The organism is Photobacterium sp. Hal280, assembly GCF_037162255.1.
In the GTDB taxonomy this organism is placed as follows: domain Bacteria; phylum Pseudomonadota; class Gammaproteobacteria; order Enterobacterales; family Vibrionaceae; genus Photobacterium.
This window is the reverse complement of record NZ_JARLUO010000005.1, coordinates 2,461,600-2,481,039: the sequence shown is the minus strand read 5'-3', so window position 1 is coordinate 2,481,039 and position 19,440 is coordinate 2,461,600. Positions and strand designations below refer to the sequence as shown.

At 54.9% G+C, this 19,440-nt stretch carries 14 protein-coding genes and 2 pseudogenes; 10 read left to right on the top strand and 6 right to left on the bottom strand.

Features of this window, described 5'->3' with window-relative positions:
* Positions 1 to 416 precede the first annotated feature (416 nt).
* Entirely contained in the window at positions 417 to 1,406 is a 990-nt protein-coding gene (gene mepA / locus P4S53_RS20700) for a penicillin-insensitive murein endopeptidase (RefSeq protein WP_442958675.1), read from the top strand.
* 5 nt (positions 1,407 to 1,411) lie between these two features.
* On the opposite strand, the gene P4S53_RS20695 is transcribed toward mepA, so the two are convergent.
* Positions 1,412 to 1,666 (bottom strand): YfhL family 4Fe-4S dicluster ferredoxin, encoded by a 255-nt coding sequence (locus P4S53_RS20695; RefSeq protein ID WP_337114170.1) that lies wholly within the window; start codon positions 1,664 to 1,666, stop codon positions 1,412 to 1,414.
* A gap of 361 nt (positions 1,667 to 2,027) precedes the next feature.
* Here P4S53_RS20695 and P4S53_RS20690 point away from each other — a divergent pair, with 361 nt between their 5' ends.
* Positions 2,028 to 2,201, top strand: a complete 174-nt coding sequence (locus tag P4S53_RS20690) for a hypothetical protein (RefSeq protein ID WP_155804892.1) — start codon at positions 2,028 to 2,030, stop codon at positions 2,199 to 2,201.
* 52 nt (positions 2,202 to 2,253) lie between these two features.
* Here P4S53_RS20690 and trhP read toward each other — a convergent pair whose 3' ends face one another.
* Positions 2,254 to 3,627 carry a prephenate-dependent tRNA uridine(34) hydroxylase TrhP gene (trhP, locus tag P4S53_RS20685; RefSeq protein ID WP_337114169.1) on the bottom strand — a complete coding sequence of 458 codons (1,374 nt, stop codon included), beginning with the start codon at positions 3,625 to 3,627 and terminating at the stop codon, positions 2,254 to 2,256.
* A 301-nt stretch (positions 3,628 to 3,928) separates the two neighbouring features.
* Between trhP and P4S53_RS20680 the strand changes: the two genes are divergently transcribed.
* Positions 3,929 to 4,912, top strand: a complete 984-nt coding sequence (locus tag P4S53_RS20680; protein WP_337114168.1) for an SPFH domain-containing protein — start codon at positions 3,929 to 3,931, stop codon at positions 4,910 to 4,912.
* A 2-nt stretch (positions 4,913 to 4,914) separates the two neighbouring features.
* The gene (locus P4S53_RS20675; protein WP_337114167.1) at positions 4,915 to 5,397 is read left to right on the top strand and encodes an NfeD family protein; all 483 of its coding nucleotides are present in this window, start codon (positions 4,915 to 4,917) and stop codon (positions 5,395 to 5,397) included.
* Between the two features lie 159 nt (positions 5,398 to 5,556).
* Here P4S53_RS20675 and rdgC read toward each other — a convergent pair whose 3' ends face one another.
* The gene (rdgC, locus tag P4S53_RS20670) at positions 5,557 to 6,468 is read right to left on the bottom strand and encodes a recombination-associated protein RdgC (RefSeq protein WP_337114545.1); all 912 of its coding nucleotides are present in this window, start codon (positions 6,466 to 6,468) and stop codon (positions 5,557 to 5,559) included.
* A gap of 252 nt (positions 6,469 to 6,720) precedes the next feature.
* Here rdgC and P4S53_RS20665 point away from each other — a divergent pair, with 252 nt between their 5' ends.
* The 6 genes and pseudogenes from P4S53_RS20665 (at position 6,721) to P4S53_RS20645 (ending at position 14,993) form a co-directional block, all read left to right on the top strand.
* Positions 6,721 to 7,959, top strand: a complete 1,239-nt coding sequence (locus P4S53_RS20665; protein ID WP_337114166.1) for an exonuclease SbcCD subunit D C-terminal domain-containing protein — start codon at positions 6,721 to 6,723, stop codon at positions 7,957 to 7,959.
* 15 nt (positions 7,960 to 7,974) lie between these two features.
* Positions 7,975 to 8,130, top strand: a pseudogene (locus P4S53_RS22680) (AAA family ATPase); the annotation flags it as partial.
* Positions 8,131 to 8,183: 53 nt separating this feature from the next.
* Complete coding sequence (locus P4S53_RS20660) at positions 8,184 to 11,738, top strand: SbcC/MukB-like Walker B domain-containing protein (protein ID WP_442958698.1); 3,555 nt, start codon at positions 8,184 to 8,186, stop codon at positions 11,736 to 11,738.
* 133 nt (positions 11,739 to 11,871) lie between these two features.
* Positions 11,872 to 12,561 carry a phosphate regulon transcriptional regulator PhoB gene (phoB, locus tag P4S53_RS20655; RefSeq protein WP_027252987.1) on the top strand — a complete coding sequence of 230 codons (690 nt, stop codon included), beginning with the start codon at positions 11,872 to 11,874 and terminating at the stop codon, positions 12,559 to 12,561.
* A gap of 77 nt (positions 12,562 to 12,638) precedes the next feature.
* Positions 12,639 to 13,942: pseudogene (gene phoR, locus P4S53_RS20650) on the top strand (phosphate regulon sensor histidine kinase PhoR).
* Positions 13,943 to 14,057: 115 nt separating this feature from the next.
* Positions 14,058 to 14,993 carry a PstS family phosphate ABC transporter substrate-binding protein gene (locus P4S53_RS20645; protein WP_337114544.1) on the top strand — a complete coding sequence of 312 codons (936 nt, stop codon included), beginning with the start codon at positions 14,058 to 14,060 and terminating at the stop codon, positions 14,991 to 14,993.
* 93 nt (positions 14,994 to 15,086) lie between these two features.
* On the opposite strand, the gene ppx is transcribed toward P4S53_RS20645, so the two are convergent.
* The 3 genes from ppx to P4S53_RS20630 form a co-directional block, all read right to left on the bottom strand.
* Positions 15,087 to 16,601, bottom strand: coding sequence for an exopolyphosphatase (gene ppx, locus P4S53_RS20640; protein WP_337114165.1), 1,515 nt, complete (start codon positions 16,599 to 16,601; stop codon positions 15,087 to 15,089).
* Entirely contained in the window at positions 16,598 to 18,721 is a 2,124-nt protein-coding gene (ppk1, locus tag P4S53_RS20635) for a polyphosphate kinase 1 (protein WP_337114164.1), read from the bottom strand. Before ppk1 ends, ppx begins: the two co-directional genes overlap by 4 nt.
* Before the next feature lie 71 nt (positions 18,722 to 18,792).
* Positions 18,793 to 19,314, bottom strand: a complete 522-nt coding sequence (locus P4S53_RS20630) for a glycine cleavage system protein R (protein WP_337114163.1) — start codon at positions 19,312 to 19,314, stop codon at positions 18,793 to 18,795.
* Positions 19,315 to 19,440: the final 126 nt, after the last annotated feature.

The following is a 19,440-nucleotide window of genomic DNA, read 5'->3' as shown; positions in this document are numbered from 1 at the left end:
CCCGGTCGTGATTTTCTGATGTGCGTGTCTGTGCTGAGTCTGTCTGTCCATCTATCAATGTTGGCTGGGCGCGCTCAGCGCTGCGCTGTCGCGTCAGGAACGAAGACACAGAGCAGCATCCCCCTTGCCAGGTGAGCTGATGAGCTTTTGGGTTGCAATGGTCAAAAAGCTGTACAAGCTGATCATTAATTAAATATCAATGCTTTACGATTATTTGGCTTGCCATGATCCTTTTGCCTGAATAGCTGTACAAGACAGAGCTGACAAACAGAAGGAAAGCTGTACATGTCGGTTTAGCGCGTCTGGTACTCAAGCGACCACAGCACCCCCGTCTCAATCTTGAACAGCAAATAAAGTCAGCGCTATGGTGTATGCTTATGTGACTATGATCGCAAATTATTACAAGGTGGCGCCCGGTGCTGAGCGTAAATAGTCAACCTGCCCTCTGGCAGTGTTTTGATGGTGTACGGCATGCTTTTCTGGCGGCTGACAGGCGAGCGGCTTTGCTCGCCAGCCTGCTGTGCTTTGTTGGCGGGCTGGGCTTGAGCACCCAGGCGGCTGCGACACCCTGGGAGCAGTTTCGAGCCCCGACGGCAGGCAGTCCGCAGTCGATTGGCAGTTACAGCAATGGCTGTCTGGCCGGTGCGCAAGTGCTGCCCGAGCAGGGGGAAGGCTATCAGAGGGTCAGATCGGAGCGCGGGCGCTTTTACGGCCATGCGAGCATGATTACTTTTTTGCAGCAATTGTCGGCGAAGGCAAAACAATTGCAGCTGGGGCATTTGCTGGTCAGTGATATCGCCATGCCGCGCGGCGGCCGTTTTCGTTCAGGGCATGCCAGTCATCAGACCGGATTGGATGCCGATATCTGGCTGACGACCTTAGATCAACCGGCCTCTCAGAAGATGCTGTCTGAGCTGCAGCCTCTGCCTATGGTTGATCTCAAGGCATACCGCATTATCAAAGACAATTGGTCGGCCAGCCAGGCGAACCTGATCCAGCTGGCGGCGTCAGATGCTAATGTGGCGCGGATATTCGTGCATCCTGTCATTAAAGAACAACTGTGCGAAGCGCAATGGACAGATCGCAGCTGGCTGCGCAAGGTCAGACCCTGGTGGGGACACTACTATCATTTTCATGTCCGTCTGCATTGCCCGCAGGGGAGTCAGCAATGCAAGGAACAGTTACCGCCGCCGCCGGGTGATGGCTGCGGTGCAGAACTGCTGTCGTGGCAACCCAAACCGGCTTCTGAAAAGAAAACGGCCAGTGCCAAACCGGTTAAGAAGCGCCCGGTGCTGAAACCGCTTCCGCCGCCGGGTTGCATGGCGATGCTCAATGCCCCTGCCCAGGATGCGGACAGAGACAAATACGCCAAAGAGCAGCGTGAACGCAAGGCGCAGGCTCAGTAACTGGCTTACGCCATGCCCTGCAACACCACAAACTTTTCTAGTAATTGCTCCTCGGTCTCGACATGTGCGGGATCGAGGATAATGCAGTTGTTGATCGGACAGACGGACTGGCAGGTTGGTTTGTCGTAATGGCCTTTGCATTCAGTGCAGCGGTCAGGATCAATCTCATAGATCTCTGCCCCCATACTGATGGCATCGTTCGGACATTCGGGATCGCACATGTCGCAGTTGATGCATTTGTCTGTAATCAATAAAGCCATAATTTTTATATCCGAGGAGGTTCTTGCCACAGGGTAAAGCGGGTGTGCGATCCTTTGCCGATTCTCTGCGCTTTGTGATATCTCCCCAAAAAATGAAAGGAGTAAAAGCGGCGAAAAGTGTAGCACAGAAGTCAGGAACGCCCAATAACTTGGGGGAAACGGGGATGTTAATGCTAAGAACGGGCTAATTTAGTGATTTAACGTTGTTTCAGCCTCAGCCGCAAATCAATAGTGTTCTGGCAATGTCGGTTTCTTATGCCATGGCTGACAAAGCGGCATCCGACATTATTGTTGAAATTGAGTGCATTATATCAATGGCCATTGTGATCAGTGGTCCCTGGATTGTGCGGGGGAGTGGTAAATGAAGGTGCGATTAGACCCCATAGCGTTGATCGTTGTGTCTATCTTGCTGGGTTGGGGATGGACGGAAGTCACGACAGAACCTGTCTGCCAGCAGGAAATGGTACAGCAGGGTGTGCGGTATACGATCCCGATTAAATGCTCAGATATTCCCAATGTGACGGTGAGCAGTTAATCCGCCACCGTATTGCAGCGGATCAGCAATACGGTGGCGAGCAGAGGCCGGGTCAGACCGCGTTAGGATTACGGGTGGTTGCACCGGCTTCCAGATTGCGCATCAGTAACGCGAACGGTAGTGCCAGATCTTCCGGCACCGGAATAAACACGAAGTGCCCGCTGCCTTTGGCATCTGCAATGGTTTCGGATTTACGGTTTTCCATGTGCTCCAGGGTAAAGGTGACGTTACCGTTCGGTGTCATCAGCTCCAGGCTGTCACCGACCAGAAATTTATTTCTGACTTCGACTTCTGCCAGTGCACCGCGGCGCTTGCCGGTGAACTCACCCACGAACTGCTGGTTATCCGAAATCGAGTAGCCATAATTGTAATTCTGGTATGCATCATGGGTGTGACGACGCAGAAACCCTTCTGTATACCCGCGGTGAGCCAGACTTTCCAGGGTCGACATCAGGCTTTCGTCAAATGGCTTACCGGCCGCGGCATCATCAATCGCCTTACGGTACACCTGGGCCGTCCGGGCGCAGTAGTAGAAAGACTTGGTGCGGCCTTCAATTTTCAGCGAATGAACGCCCATTTTGCTCAGGCGCTCAACATGCTGAACCGCGCGAAGATCTTTGGAGTTCATGATATAGGTGCCGTGCTCGTCTTCAAACGCCGCCATTTTTTCATCCGGCTTATGGCTTTCGCTCAGCAAGACAACCTGATCGGTCGGTTTGCCTTCACCCAGCGTGGGCGCGACCTCCTGCATCTGGACTGCAGAAGCGGCTGGTTGCACTTCGACAATCTGACCGGCATCGTCTTCTTTGGCCGTTTCCGCTTTGTATTCCCAGCGGCAGGCATTGGTGCAGGTGCCCTGATTGGGATCCCGCTTGTTCATATAGCCAGACAGCAGGCAGCGACCCGAGTAGGCCATGCAAAGTGCGCCGTGAACAAAGATCTCCAGCTCGGTTTCCGGGCATTTTTCACGGATTTCTTCGATTTCTTCCAGCGACAGTTCGCGGGAAAGGATCACCCGCTCAATCCCCTGCGTTGACCAGAATTTTACCGTCGCCCAGTTCACCGCATTGGCTTGTACTGACAGGTGAATCGGCATGTCCGGGAAGCTTTCTCTGACCATCATGATCAGGCCGGGATCGGACATGATTAAGGCGTCCGGGCCCATGTCGATAATCGGAGTCAGATCGCGGATAAAGGTTTTCAGCTTGGAGTTATGCGGCTGAATGTTGCACACCACGTAGAACTTTTTACCCTGGGCATGGGCTTCGTCGATACCGATTTTCAGGTTGTCGTGGTTGAACTCATTGTTGCGCACGCGCAGGCTGTAACGAGGCTGGCCTGCATACACGGCATCGGCACCGTAGGCGAAGGCATAGCGCATGTTTTTCAGGCTGCCGGCAGGCGATAACAATTCAGGTTTAAACATAACTCGGGTTTCCCTTTTGGGTCAAAGTCTGATGTCAGATCAGGCCGCACTCCTGCTCACCGTCAGGGTGAATTCATGGGAGGCGGAAAACAGAGGGCGAATTTTACTGTGAAGGCGGGGATCTGGCAAATATCCTGAATCTTGTTAAGGGTATTAAAGGGCACAAAAGATGACAGCGGCTAAGGATTGATGTGAATCCTGTTCCATAAAAATCAGATTCCCTGTATGAGTATTAGGAGAGTCAGCCGTTTGGGTTTACTGATGAACGGTTTTTTTCATTGCATTAAGTTGGATATCAAAAATGGATATAGTGTCTGTGATTTCGTCTGTGTTTAGTATTTGGGTGGTGCTGGCAATCCTGGTGATTGTCATACTGCGTTCTGCGATTAAGTTTGTGCCGCAAAATACCGCTGTGGTCGTTGAGCGATTCGGCAAGTACCACAAAACCATGGAAGCGGGTCTGAATTTTATCGTGCCTATGATTGACCGGGTGGCCTACACCCAGACCCTGAAAGAGCAGGCGTATGATGTACCGAGCCAGTCGGCCATTACCAAAGATAACATCTCCCTGATTGTGGACGGGGTGCTCTATATCAAGCTGATTGACCCTTACAAAGCCAGCTATGGCGTCGATAACTATATTTTTTCTGTCACCCAGCTGGCGCAGACCACCATGCGCAGTGAAGTGGGGAAAATGGACTTAGACAAGACGTTCGAAGAGCGTGAAAATCTCAATACGGCCATTGTGTCTGCCATCAACGACGCTGCTCTGCCATGGGGTGTTCAGGTGCTTCGTTATGAAATCAAAGATATCGAGCCGCCCCGTTCAGTGCTGGACGCCATGGAGCGTCAGATGAAAGCCGAGCGGGAAAAGCGGGCGGTGATTCTGGAATCGGAAGGTAAGCGCCAGAGCGAGATCAACATTGCCGAGGGCATGAAGCAGGCCCGGGTACTGGCCGCTGAAGCGGAACGATCGGAGCAGGTGCTCAAAGCCGAAGGTGAAGCACAGGCGATCCTGGCGGTCTCGAAAGCCGAAGCCGATGCACTGGCAATTATCGGCCGGGTGGCGTCTACCGAAGAAGGTCAGAAGGCGATACAGCTGGATCTGGCGGGCAAGGCCATTCAGGCCAGAGAAGCGATTGCCAAAGAGTCTTCCGTGGTTCTGTTGCCTGATGCGTCCTCTTCTGCGTCAAATATCGTGGCAGAAGCCATGACTATTATTCACCAGCTCAACCGTCAGCAGGGCAGCCCGGCGAAACAGGCCGGAACACAAGAGGAACAGTAATCATGGCGGATTTCTTTGGACTGAGCCCGGCCCAGCTGACCATAGTGGTTGGCCTGATTCTGCTGGCCGTTGAGGTCTGGATGCTGGGGCTGTCGACGATTGTATTACTGGCGCTTGGTGTCTCAGCCATCCTGACCGGAACCCTGGCACTGGTGGGTGTGGTGCCGGAAACGCTGACCGCCCTGGTGGCGGTCAGCGGTATCGGCGCGGGCGTCCTGACGCTGCTGCTGTGGAAACCACTGAAACGCTCTCAGAAAGCAGAAAAACCCAAACAAAATATCAGCAGTGATTTTATCGGCCTGACGTTCCGGCTGGATGCCGCACTCAGCCATGAGCAGCCAGGGACAGTAAAGTATTCCGGGATCAGCTGGAAACTGGTACTCAGCAGCGATTACACCGGTGAGCCGGTGGAAAAAGGCCGGGAAGTGGAAGTGGTGGCGGTGGATGTTGGTCGCTTTACGGTTAAGCCTGTGCCTCAAGGTTAAACAAGTGCTTGTGAGGATTTCTTCTCCTGAAAAGGGGGAGGGACTGAACCGAGATTGCTGAAATCATAATGATCCCCTCCCCTTGGCAAGGGGAGGGAGAGGAGTGGGGTTCGTAAGGCGAGCACGGATTGTGCGTAATCGCCCTGTCAGCCCCTCTAATCAGACGCGTTCTTCCATGCCGCCCAACTCTTCAAACAGGTTTGGCAAGATGGCGGAAAGCTCACCGCACATTAAGGACAGATCGGCATCCAGACGCTGCGCCATGTCTTCACGGTCGATGTCGTCATTTTGCTCTCTCAGCTCATCGGAAAACTTCAGACGCTTGAGTGACAGATCATCGCCCAGCACAAAATCGATGCGCTCCTGCCAGTTGATGGCCAGTTTGGTTACCACTTTATCGGCTTCAATGTGGGCCAGAATTTCATCACAGCTCAAGTCCTGCTGCTTACAGCGGATCACGCCGCCGTCTTCCAGAATGGCTTTCAGCTCCGCTTCTTCCCCGATGGTAAAACCATTGGGGGACTGGCCGGAGCGTACCCATTCTGTCAGTGTCTGCGCGGCCGGTTTGGCCACAGTCACAGGCACAACCGGCAGGCTGCCGATGGATTTACGCAATAAGCCCAGCAGATCTTCGGCTTTTTTGAAGCTGCCGGCATCCACCAGCAACAGTCCCTGCGCCGGCATGATCAGCGCATAGGTGTGGCTCTGACGGCTGAAAGCGCGCGGCAGCAGATCCATCACGATCTCATCTTTCAGGGTGTCTTTTTCGTTTTTCTTCAGCTTACGACCCTGTTCTTTCTCCTGCATTTCCACTTTGGCATTCAGCGATTCTTTGATCACCGAGGCAGGCAGCATTTTTTCTTCTTTGCGGGCACAGATCAGAATGTTGTCCCCGGCCTGGTGCGTATACATATCACCGTGTTTGCCCAGCGCGGAAACCCAGCCGAATTTTTGAATATCCTGGCTACCACAAGGGGTAAAGCGGAATTCTTCCAGTTGCTTTTCAAGTTCATCCGGTTTGATGTCAATCTCGCGACTGAAACGATAGGTAAGCAGGTTTTTAAACCACAGCATAGTTGTGACTGATCCTAGGTGTGTGCATTGGGCCGACAATCTTATACCCAAGTTGCCTCACGATGCTAGGTTCGGTGAGCTTTGACAGGGTGGCGAAAAGCGCAATTGCGCTCAGCAAGAGGCCTGGCGGCAGAAAAAATCTGGCCGGGCTGTCGCACTTTTTCGGTTGATCTGACCTTGAGCGCTGCTGGCTGAGGTACAATCGGCTCTACTCTTTTCTCTGGATCTTTCAGTATTGATACGAACGGCATGAAAATACTTCACACCTCAGACTGGCACCTCGGGCATCAATTGCATGGCTATCAGCGTGACTATGAACATCAGCAGTTTCTCGACTGGCTGGCTGATACGCTGGAACGTGAACAGGTCGATGCGTTGCTGGTGGCCGGTGACATTTTCGACAGCGCCAATCCCCCGGCCACTGCCTGGCGCATGCTGTACCGTTTTCTGGCCCGGTTAGCGAAGAGCCTGCCGGATCTGAACGTGGTGATGACGGGCGGCAACCACGATTCGCCCAGTAAACTGGATGCCCCGCATGAACTGTTAAAAGCCTTTGACCTGCATCTGGTCGGCGGCATCAGCCGTGATGATCAGGGCCGGCTGGACATGGACCGGTTGCTGGTGCCGCTGACCAATCGCAGCGGCGACACTACGGCCTGGGTGCTGGCGGTGCCGTTTCTGCGCAGCAGTGATTTGCGCACTGAGGATCTTGGCGAAGACGAGGATCGCCTGATCAAAGGCGTCGAAATACTCTATCAGCAGGTGACCGATGCGGCCCGTGCGCTTCGCCAGCCCGGTCAGGCGCTGATTGGCATGGGGCATGTTTATATGGCGTCCGGACAGCTGTCTGAAATGTCGGAACGCCGGGTGCTGGGCGGCAATCAGCATGCGCTGCCTGCGTCGATTTTTCCCGATGATCTCTGCTATGCCGCGCTGGGCCATCTGCACCTGGCCCAGCGGGTCGCGAAAAAAGAGCACATCCGCTATTGCGGCTCGCCGCTGCCGCTGTCGATGTCGGAGCGCCACTACAAGCACCAGGTGGTCATGCTGGAACTTGACGGGGAAACCCTGGCCGGTATTACCCCGCTCCCGGTGCCCAGAGTGGTGGATATGCTCAGAGTGCCGGCTGAGCCTCAGCCGCTGGATGTCGTTCTGAAAGAACTGAGCGCGCTGGTCACTGCAGACGGCCCGAGAGAAACCCAGCCTTATCTGGAAGTGCCTGTGCTGTTGGATAAACCTCAGGCGATGCTGCGGGAGAAGGTGCTGCAGGCGCTGGAAGGGAAAGCGGTGCGGCTGGCCAAAATCACCACCCATTATCGTCAGCAGCAAGATGCCCCTTCGCTTGCGCATCAGCGCCTGTCGGAAGTGAGCCCGCAGCAGGTGTTTGCCCTGAGCTGGCAACAGAAATATGACGGACAGCCACCCCATGCGATGTGTGAGGCATTCGAACAATTGCTGACGCGCATTGATGATGAAGAAGACAAATAACGGCAGACTGAGACGATGAAAATTCTGGCTTTGAGGGGCGAAAATCTCGCCAGCTTACAAACACAGTTTGAGATTGATTTTGCCAACGGACGCCTGGGCGAGGCCGGTTTATTTGCCATTACCGGCAAAACCGGGGCCGGTAAATCAAGTTTGCTGGATGCGATTTGTCTGGCGCTGTACGACCGCATGCCGCGTTTACAGTCGAATAAAAAAATGATGCAGAAATCGGACGGGGCGACGACGAGAACCGGATCAGAGCCAACGATGTCCGCAGTATTCTGTCGCGGGGCAAAGCGGAGGCGTTTTCCGAGGTTGATTTTCAGGCCAATGATGGTTCCCGCTGGCGGGCATGCTGGCAGGTTCGCCGGGCCAGAGGCAATGCAGAAGGGCGGGTGCAGCCTTCAGAACAATGGCTGGAAAACCTGGAATCCGGGCAGCGGTTCGCGGGCAAAAAACAAGAAGTGCAGCTGGAAATTGAGCGTCTGATTGGCCTGACGTTTGAGCAGTTCCGCCGGGCCGTGATGTTGCCGCAGGGCGAGTTCGCGGCATTTCTGAAAGCTGCGGCTGATGAGCGCGCGTCTTTGCTCGAGCGCATGACGGGCGGTGAAATTTACGGCCGTCTGTCGGTGGCCGCTTACGAAAGAGCCCGCGAAGAGAAACAGAAACTGCAACAGCTGCAGGAAAAACTGGGTGATATCGCCTTGCTCAGTGACGACGAGAAGCAGGCGTTGCATGCACAGATCGCCGCCCTGAAAACCCAGCTGGCCGAGCTTGATGCGCGGTTGGCGGCGCTGAGCCAGCATCAGCAGACGCTGAGCACAGACAAAACACTGCAGGAGCGGGTGGCGCAGAGTCAGCAGGCGTTGACTGAGGCAATCGCCGAAAGTACCCAGGCCACTCCCCGCATTGAATACCTGGCGAAGCTCGAAACCGCGCAGCCGGCGCGGGCCGATTTTACCTTGCTGACCCAGTCCGTCCAGCAAATCGCCCGTTTGGAGGCCTCACTGAGTGCGGCTCAGCAGGCGCTGGCGCAGGATCAGCAGCAGCGACAGGATGCCGAACAGGCTGTCGTACAAGCCCGGCAGTCACTTGAGCAGGCACAGCAAGCATGGCTGATGCTGGAACCCAAACTGAAACAGGCGCAGATGCTGGATCAACAGCGGCAGGGGCTGGAGCTGCAACATCAGCTGCTGGCACAGGATGCCCAGGCGCTGCAACAGCAAGGGGATCAGGAAGACAGGGAATATCAGCACCAGCAGCATGCACAGCAGCAGCTTCAGGCGCAGAGCCGGCAGTTGTCAAAGCAACTGGAAGACAATCGCGATCTGGCCGCCGTTGCCGAACAGTTTCAGCCTGTGCTGGATAACCTGAAACAATATCTGACTGCCCACCGTTCTTTGTCCCGGCTCAGGAAAGACATTCAGCAAGGGCTGCAGGAACAGCAGGCATACCGGCTCGATGACAGCAAGCTGAAACAAGACAGTGAGCACCTGCTGACACAGCGGCAGCAGCTGGAAAAACAGCGGGCTGAGCTTAATGTCGATGAGGTGAGCGCGGCGCAGGAGCAGAGTCAGCAGGCTTACCGCCATTCTCAGCAGCGTCTTGATGATCTGCGTCAGGCGATGGCCGCCACACAGGAATGGTGCGGCTTGCTGGATCACCAGAATCGGTTGATGCAGGAGCGACAGGAGCTGGAGTCAGCCAGTCAGCAGACAGAACAGAAATTGCAGGCATTAGTGCCCGAGCTGAATCTGCTCAGCGCACGGGCGGAAGAATCTGAATATCAGTTCCAGCAAAGTCAGGCTGTGCTGCAGCTGAGCGATTACCGCAGCCAGCTGAAACAGGATGAGCCATGTCCTTTGTGCGGCGGGCTGGACCATCCTTATGCGGCCAGTCATCCGGCAGTTGAGAGCGTGCTGGAGCAGCACAACCAACGCCGGCAGGCACTGGCGAAGCAGTTTCAGGCGCTGGAAGGCGAACGCCATCATCTGGCGCAGCTTGTCCCGCAATACACGCAACGCCTGGCGGTGATCAACGACGAGCTGGCCAGTATCGCCGCGGTATCCGCGAAGGCGGCGGTTCAGGCGGCCGATTGCGCCAAGGCGGTACATATCGAATTTACTGAGCAGATGCCGCTGGCCTCACTGCGCGAACAGCTGGCCGCCTGGCAGCATGAAGCCGGGCAATTATCCCCGCAACTGCGCCAGCTTCAGCAGCAGTATGAAAGCGGCCAGTTGCGCCTGCGGCAGGCCAGAGCGCTGGAGCAGCAGTACCAGCAAGTGGTACAGGCTGAAAATAAACTCGCGCATGACATCCACCAGTTAGCGCAGGGAGAAGCGGGCCGGCAAGCCAGACTGACCTCGCTGGAAGAGCAGTGCGCCGAACAGCAAACTCTGCTCAGTCAGCGGGCCGAGACCCTGAACAAACAGTTCGGCAGCGAGGCCTGGCTGGAGGGCTTGCGTCAGCAGGGAGAAGAGCAATATACCCTGCAGTTAACCCGGCAGGCGGAGGATTACCTCACCTGCCAGCAGGATCTGCTCACTACAGACAAACAGCTGCATGCCTTGGCTCCGGAACTGGCGCAGCGTCAGACCCGCATTCAGAATCTGCAGAAACAGCTGGCAGATACGAAGAACAAACAAGCGGCACTCAAGAAACAGCTTGAGCAGCTATGGCAGGAAAGAACAGCACTGGTGGGTGAGCAGGCACTCACTCCGTTAGAGTCGCAGCAGAAAGCCTTATTAGAGGCGGCCCGTCAGTCGCTCAGCAGCAGCGAGCAGCAGCAGCGGCAGGCCGGTGAACGCTATGCCGCCACGCAGTCGGCCTTGCACAGCACGCAGCAACAATTGCATGAGGCGAAAACCGCGCACAGTGCAGTGCAGCAGCGCTGGCAGGGCTGGCATCAGAAGCTGGGGATGTCGGAGCAGGAACTGATGGCCTTGCTGGGCAAGGATGAGGCCTGGCTGGCTGAGGAAAAAGCGGCGCTGCGAGTGATTGAGCAGGCACAGGCCGCCGCGCTGACCCGGTTGTCCGAGCGGGAGCAGTCGCTGAAAGATCATCAGCCCAGTGTGGATACTGCCAAAGCCTGGCTGTCTGCGCAGGGTATTGCGCTGGAGAGCGAAATCCAGAGTGAGCACCAGGCGCAGTGGCAAGCGGACAAGCAGGCACTGGAAGAGCAATATTTTACTCAGCGACAGCGTGTGGTGCAGGCGGAGCAGGCCGAACAACTGGCCGGCACGCTGACTCAGCAGCTGCAACAGCAGCAAGCGAGTACCGAACTCTGGCTGGAAATGAGTGAGCTGATCGGTTCTGCCAACGGGAATAAATTCAGAACCCTGGCGCAGGGACTGACATTGCAGCAGCTGGTGCTGCTGGCCAATGAGCATTTGCAGGATCTGGCGCCGCGTTATGCCCTTCAGCCCGTACCGGGCAGCCCGCTGGCGTTGCAGGTTGTCGATCATGATATGGGCGATGAAGTGCGCAGCGTTGAGTCATTGTCCGGCGGGGAGAGCTTTCTGGTGTCGCTGGCACTGGCGCTGGCGCTGGCTTCACTGGCGGCCGATACCCGTCAGCTGGGCTCCCTGTTTATCGATGAAGGCTTCGGTACGCTGGATCCTGACAGCCTGGAAATGGCGCTGGCCTGTCTGGATGCCTTGCAGGCCGATGGCCGCCAGATTGGGGTGATCTCCCATGTCGGCACACTGGTGGAACGCATTGGCGTTCAGGTGGCGGTCGAAGCGATGGGCGGTGGCCGCAGTCGGGTGCGGATTCTGGGCTAAGCGGGATAAATCGCGGATATCATGACAGTTTGATAGCAATCGGGTGAAGCTTTTCGCCTCTCGGTCACAAAAGTGTCATACTTTATTCGGATAATGGCGCCAGACAGAGAGCTATGACTTAGGTATTGAGACTATGGTTAGACGGATTCTAGTGGTTGAGGATGAAGCACCGATCCGCGAAATGCTGTGCTTTGTGCTGGAACAAAAAGGCTATCAGGCCATTGAAGCAGAAGATTATGACTCCGCGCTGGAGAAGATCTGTGAACCTTTTCCCGAGCTGATCCTGCTCGACTGGATGTTGCCGGGCGGGTCAGGCATCAACCTGATCAAACATCTCAAGCGCGATGAGGTGACCCGCAGCATTCCTGTGGTGATGCTGACAGCGCGTGGTGAGGAAGAAGATAAAGTGCGTGGACTGGAAGTGGGCGCGGATGATTACATCACCAAACCTTTCTCGCCCAAAGAGCTGATGGCCCGTCTGAAAGCTGTGATGCGCCGGGTGTCGCCGACCTCACTGGATGATGTGATCGACGTGCAGGGCCTGAAACTGGATCCGGTTTCACACCGTGTGACTTCCAATGATGATCCGCTGGATATGGGGCCGACAGAATTCAAGATGCTGCACTTCTTTATGACGCATCAGGAGCGGGTATACAGCCGCGAACAACTGCTGAACAATGTCTGGGGCACCAATGTCTATGTCGAAGACAGGACGGTTGATGTGCATATCCGTCGCTTGCGCAAGGCACTGGAGTGCGGCGGACACGATAAAATGGTACAGACGGTGCGTGGTGCCGGATACCGTTTTTCAACAAGGGTTTAATGACCACACAAAAGGACGATGAGTCAGTAGCTGGTTGTACGGCCGGGTGAAGCCGCAGTTACTGCCGGGAGAGGTGAATGGTAGAACGCTTGTCATGGAAAAAGCTGGTCCGGGAACTGGCTTTTTTTATTTCCCCTGGGTTATCCTCGGGCTGATTTTTGGTTACATGCCCTGGTTTTTGCTGGCTGCCAGCTGGATTCTGCTGGCCTGGCACTGTCACCATCAACTGAAAATGTCCCGCTGGCTGTGGACGGATCGCAGCCTGACCCCGCCATCCGGTTCGGGCAGCTGGGAGCCGCTGTTTAACGGTATTTACCGCCTCCAGCAAAGAAATCGCCGCCGCCGCCGCGAACTGGCGACCTTGATCCGCCGCTTCCGCAATGGTGCGGAATCGCTGCCGGATGCCGTGGTGGTGTTTCGCAGTGAGGGCAATATTGTCTGGTGCAATAAACTGGCGCAGAATCTGTTGGGGCTTCGCTGGCCGGACGATGCCGGTCAGCCGGTCAGTAACCTGCTGCGCAGTCCGGATTTTGTCCGCTATCTGGCCAGACAGGATTTTGAGGATCCGCTGGAAATCACCTCGCCGCTCAATTACGACCGGACGCTGGAGTTACGTATCATGCGCTATACCGAAGGTGAATACCTGATGGTGGTGCGCGATATTTCTCAGCTCAAGCAACTGGAAGGGATGCGCCGCAACTTTTTTGCCAATGTTTCGCACGAACTGCGCACCCCGATGACCGTCCTGCAGGGCTATCTGGAAATGTCGCGGGACCCGGATATGCTGGTCGGCCCGATGTGGGAAAAAGCCCACGGCGTGATGACAGAGCAGCTGACGCGGATGAATTCGCTGGTGGAGCAATTGCTGACCCTGTCCAAAATCGAAGCGGCTCCTCATCTGGAGCTGGAAGACAGAGTTGATGTTCCCGCCATGCTGGATGTGCTCGAAAAAGAGGCCATCTCGCTCAGTGGCGATAAAAATCAGATCTTTGAATTTCATGTCGATGAATCACTTCAGGTCTTTGGCGATGCCGATCAGCTGCGTAGCGCCATTTCGAATCTGGTCTATAACGCTGTCAAACACACGCCGCCAGAGTGCAAAGTGACGGTACGCTGGTTCCTGTCGCCTAAAGGTCCGCGGCTGGAGGTCACAGATACCGGCAGTGGCATTGAGCCGCAGCATATCCACAGGCTGACTGAACGCTTCTACCGGGTTGATAAAGCGCGCTCGCGAGAAACGGGCGGCAGTGGCCTGGGGCTGGCAATCGTGAAACACGCACTGAGTCATCATGATGCGTTTCTCGAAATTGAAAGTGTGGTTGACGAGGGAAGTACTTTTTCCTTTACGTTGCCACAGCGTTTGATTGCAAAGGCAGCCTGAGTCAGATTGGCATGATGTACAGCCGGGCCTGTGGGCCGGCAGAGGAGAAGAGCGGTAAATGAAACACAAAGGCTGGGTGAGGACATTCAAGTGGGGCTGGCTTGGCGCGATCAGCATGCTGAGTGGCGGCCATGCGCTAGCGCAAGGCGCGCCGGCTGCTGCGCCTTATCAGAACGTCGAAGGCGTCGCCGGCGTGCTGACCTCTGTCGGATCGGACACCTTTGCCAACCTGATGACGTACTGGTCGGAAGCGTTTATGCAGCGCTATCCCAATGTCAATATTCAGGTACAGGCGGCGGGCTCATCCACCGCACCGACCGCGCTGATTGAGGCTACAGCCCAGCTTGGCCCGATGAGCCGCCCGATGAAGAGCCGGGAAATGACGGCTTTTGAACAGAATTACGGTTATAAGCCTACGGCGGTTCGGGTTGCGATTGATGCGCTTGCCGTCTTTGTTCATGAAGACAATCCCTTGCAGGGGCTGCGTTACCGGGAGCTGGATGCAGTGTTCTCCCGCACCCTGCGTTGCGGTGCCAATTCGCCAGTCACACATTGGGGGCAACTGGGGTTAACCGGCCGCTGGGCGCAGCGTGATATCCAGCGCTTTGGCCGTAATTCTGTCTCGGGCACTTATGGCTATTTCAAACAAAAAGCCTTGTGCAACGGTGATTTCCGCAATGATGTCAACGAACAGCCGGGTTCGGCGTCTGTGGTGCAGTCGGTGTCGACTTCGCTCAATGCCATCGGGTATTCGGGAATTGGTTACCGGACCTCAGGGATCCGGGCCTTACCGATCGCTCAGGGTGACGGCCCTTTTATTGCGGCGACCAAAGCCAATGCGGCCGACGGCAGCTACCCGTTAGCGCGTTATCTGCTGATTTACGTCAATAAAGCGCCCGGCAAACCCTTACCTAAACTGGACGCGGAATTCCTGCGGTTCATTTTATCCAGTGACGGCCAGCAAATGGTGGATAAAGACGGCTATGTGCCTTTACCTGCCGCGGTGATCGCCACAGAGCTGGCGGCGCTGGGCCTGGCGGATGCTGAGTAAGTCTCTGTATCTGTTAAAGGCTCAAATGATAATCCCCGCCAAAGCGGGGATCGGGTAGGTTACGAAGGCAGCGCTGTTGTTCGATTGATCTGCCTATTCACTTTCATCGTCCGGCGAAATTGACAGCTCCCAGCCGGTTTTTTGCCAGTAATCCCGCTCTTTCGCCAGGTCGGCGGCCAGCAATCGGTTGTTACTTTGCCAGCCATCAGGCAGGGTGAGCTGCCATTTTTCTTTCTCGGCGCTCAGGGTCAGCGCAGGCAGAGCCTCGTCAGAGCGTTGTCCATGCAGGGCAACGGCCAGTCGCAAGGCGCGGATCATCGGATAGATGTGCTTGCGGTTGTAGATAGTCAGCTCGGGCATTTCATCGAGTTTGAGCGACTTGCGCTGGTAGCGCACTAAGGTCGCCAGCACTGTCTGTTGCTCAAGATTAAAGCCCGGCATGGTGCTGTGTCGCAGCAGATACGCGGAGTGGCGGTGAAAGCCGGGATAGCTGATACTCAGGCCGACTTCGTGCAGCAATGCGCCCCAGCTGAGCAGTGATGCCAGCTCCGGCGTGTGATTGCCGGACGGATCAGCGATCTGGCTGTACAAATGCTCAGCCGTGTTTCTGACCCGGGTGGCCTGATCGATATCCACATTGTACTGCTCTGCCATCGCAGTGGCCGTCCGGCTGCGGATATCACTGTGACGGAATCTGTCTTCCATTTCGTACAGCAGCCCTTCCCGCAGCGCGCCATCCGAAAAAATCATGGTGTCGATTTTCAGCGCACTGAATACCGCACTTAAGATGGCGACACCTGCCGCAAAAACCGGCTTACGATCTTCGGTCAGTCCGGGCAGGTTGAGCTCAGCGCTTTGTTTGCAGGCCGCAACCTGTTTGACCACCTCGTCCAGCCGCTCTTGAGTGATGACACCGTCGGCATGGCCCTGGGCGATGATCACTTCCCGAATCGCTTTGATGGTTCCCGAGGAACCGATGGCTGTGTCCCAGCCCATCTTGCGATATTTGCTGGCGATGCTTTCCATTTTCTGCAGCGCTGCCATCTGGGCTTTATTGATGGCTTTGGCGGAAATTTTACCGTTGGGAAAGAAGTGCTGGTTATAACTCACGCAGCCCATGTGTTTACTGTACTGAAGCTTGGGATCAAAGCCTTCGCCGATGATCAGTTCGGTGCTGCCGCCGCCAATATCGACCACCAGTTTGCGGCCCGGTTCGTGCTGGGTATGGGCGACACCCAGATAAATCAGCCGCGCTTCCTCTGTACCGGGAATAATTTCAATGGGATAGGGCAGGACGCGTTCAGCCCGTTTGAGAAACACATGGGCATTTCTGGCCTGTCTGAGGGTATAGGTCGCTGCAATGCGGACGTTTTCCGGCGCAAAGCCCTGCAAGCGTTCGGCAAACATGGCCAGGCAACTCAGGCCGCGTTGAATGGCGGCCTGATCCAGATCCATATTGTCGTTGAGTCCTTCAGCCAGATGGACGCGCTGTTTATGCCGGCTGACAATTTGCAGGCTATGGCCCACGACCCGGGCGACTACCATATGGAAGCTGTTTGAGCCCATGTCGATTGCTGCGATTTCGCGGGGACGCTCAATTTCTATCATGCTGCGTTTTCATTATTCTCTTCGGAAGCCAATGCTTCAGCCTTTTGGCTGGCTTGTTTTTGCATCTTTTTTTCAGACTGTTTCAGGTAGTCGTAGATGGCAATCTGCGATCTGATTTTCCGCTTGTTACCGCGCGGCACATAATTGTTGCTCATCGACTTATCCAGAATTCTGGCTTTGACCGTATCTGAAAACTGAATATTCAGAATGTCGATGATTTTCTGCTTCAGTTCAGGTTGCCTGATCGGGCAGCCGACTTCAATGCGGTTGTCGATATTGCGCGTCATCCAGTCAGCCGAGGAGATGAACACCTCAGGTTCGCCATTATTCTCGAACACCATGACTCTGGGGTGCTCCAGGAACCTGTCCACAATACTGATGGCCCGGATATTGTCGCTGATACCGGGAATGCCCGGCACCAGTGAACACATGCCACGGATAATCATATCAATGCGGACACCGGCGCTGCTGGCCTGATAAAGACGGTTAATCAGCCCCTTATCAACCAGGTTGTTTACCTTGAGTGTAATGGCTGCCGGCAGTTTTTGCTTGGCGTTGGCAATTTCTCTGTCGATGAGTTCGTACAAACGGCTGCGACAGTTTCGCGGTGAGACAATTAACTGATTGAATTTTACCGGCCGGTACGGGTTCTGAATAAAGCTAAATACCTGACGCACTTCGTTGGTCAGCTCAGGATCGGCGGTGAACAGCGAGAAATCGGTATAAATCCGGGCAGTTTTCTCGTGAAAGTTGCCTGTCCCTATGTGCGCGTAGCGGACGATGGCATCGTCTTCCTGGCGGGTGATCAGGCACAGTTTGGAGTGAATTTTCAGTCCGGGGACGCTGAACACGACACGGACACCGGATTCGGTCAGGCGTCTGGCCCATTCGATATTGGCTTCTTCGTCAAACCGCGCCTGCAGTTCAACCACCACAGTGACCTGTTTGCCGTTGTTGGCGGCATCTATCATCGAATCAATAATGCGCGAGTTCTTGGCGACCCGGTAAATATTGATATGGATGCTGCGGACTTTGGGATCGAACGCGGCCTGACGGACAAATTCCGTCATGTGGTTGAATTTGTGGTACGGGTAGTACAGCAGGATATCTTGCGCCTTGATGGCTTCAAACGCGTTTCTGGCGCTGACAAAATGGTAGCTGTCCAGGGCCGGTAACGGTTTGTTTTCCAGGTAGCTGCGGCCAATGTTCGGGAAGCTGATGAAATCTTTGAAGTTGTGATAGCGGCCGCCGGGAATAATGCTGTCGTAGCTCGACACTTTCAGCAAGCCGCACAGTTTTTCGATCAGCTCCCCCGGCATATCACGCTGATAAACAAAACGGACCGGCATGGCCGTCAGGCGCTGATTCAGGCCTTCCGACATCAGCTCTAAGATGCCGTGGTCGACCTCCTGACTGAGATCGTACTCGGCATCCCGGGTCATTTTCATCGAATAGGCAGACAGACTGTCATAATCGAAAAAGGCCTTGAAAATATCATCCAGACACAGGCGGATAATGTTATCTAACAGGATCAGTGTTTTCCTGTTTTTCCCTTTGGACTCAGGCACTTTAATAAAGCGCGGCAGCTGGTCGGTCGGAATTTCCAGCAAGGCATACTGGCTGTTGTCCCCCTGCTTCATGTCGATCGCCAGATAGGTGTATTCATCTTTGAGAAACTGCAGCAGATCGATATCGTCAGTCAGTAAAATCGGTGTCACGTGAGGCAAGATGGTGTGGCGGAAATAGCGTTTCAGCCACTCAACCTGATTGTCATCGACCTGCTGTTCGTTGATGAGAAAAATATGGCGGCGGGCCATTTCCAGCAGGATTTCGTTATACAGGGTGTCGAAATCCTGGTTCATTTTCAGCACCCGGCTTTGGATCTTACTCAGCAGGTGCTTGGCATTGGTGTCGCCGCTCTGCTGCTGGGTGATCAGAATGCGTCGTTTGACATCGGCAAAGCGGACTTTATAAAACTCATCGGTATTGCTGGAAAAAATACCCAGGAAGCGGACACGTTCAATCAGCGGCACTGATTTGTCCGCCGCTTCCTGGAGGACACGTTCATTAAAAGACAGCCAGCTAAGTTCTTTGTCAATATACAGTGGTTCAGTACTCATGGTTTTCCTAACATCAGAATCAACAGCAGAGAGAGCGGCCTGTCTTTCGGTGTAGAAAGGACAACAGCCCTTTAGTGCGCTTCGGTATTTTCAGGTTCTTCAAAATCTATGGTCAGATCATCGGCCAGACTTTCCAGCTGCTGCTGTACGGTCGAGACGGCCAGCTCTGCCGGGATTTCAAGTTCAAACCAGGCAGTGAAGATGGGGTAGCCCCAGTTGGGTGCGCTGTGGGTATCGGTTTTGAGTTTGTGAATATTGACACCCAGCTCACCAAGGCGTGTGGTGACTTCTTTGACGATACCCGAGCGGTCGTTGCCTGTGACTGTGAGCAGCTGCAGCAGAGCGGGAGGCGCCGTGATCTGGGTATCCTCGGCAATATGAATGTTCAGGCCATCAAGCTTAGACATAGCCTGACGTAAGGGCTTGACGGACTCTTCCGGGATATCGACCTGAAGAATTCCGGCAAACTGACCTGCCAATTTGCTCATACTGCTGCCCAGCCAGTTGCCTTTGTGCTGATACACAGTATCGGATAATGCCCCCACTAAACCCGGGCGATCCTGACCAATGACTGTAATGACAAGGTGTTTCATGTCGCGTCTCCTTCTGGTAGCGGTTAAATTCATTATCTGACCGCGATCAGATTATGTCCAGACAGGATACCTACTGAGTCACCGGAATTCGGCTACCGTCATAAATCATTAAGAATACGGAAATTT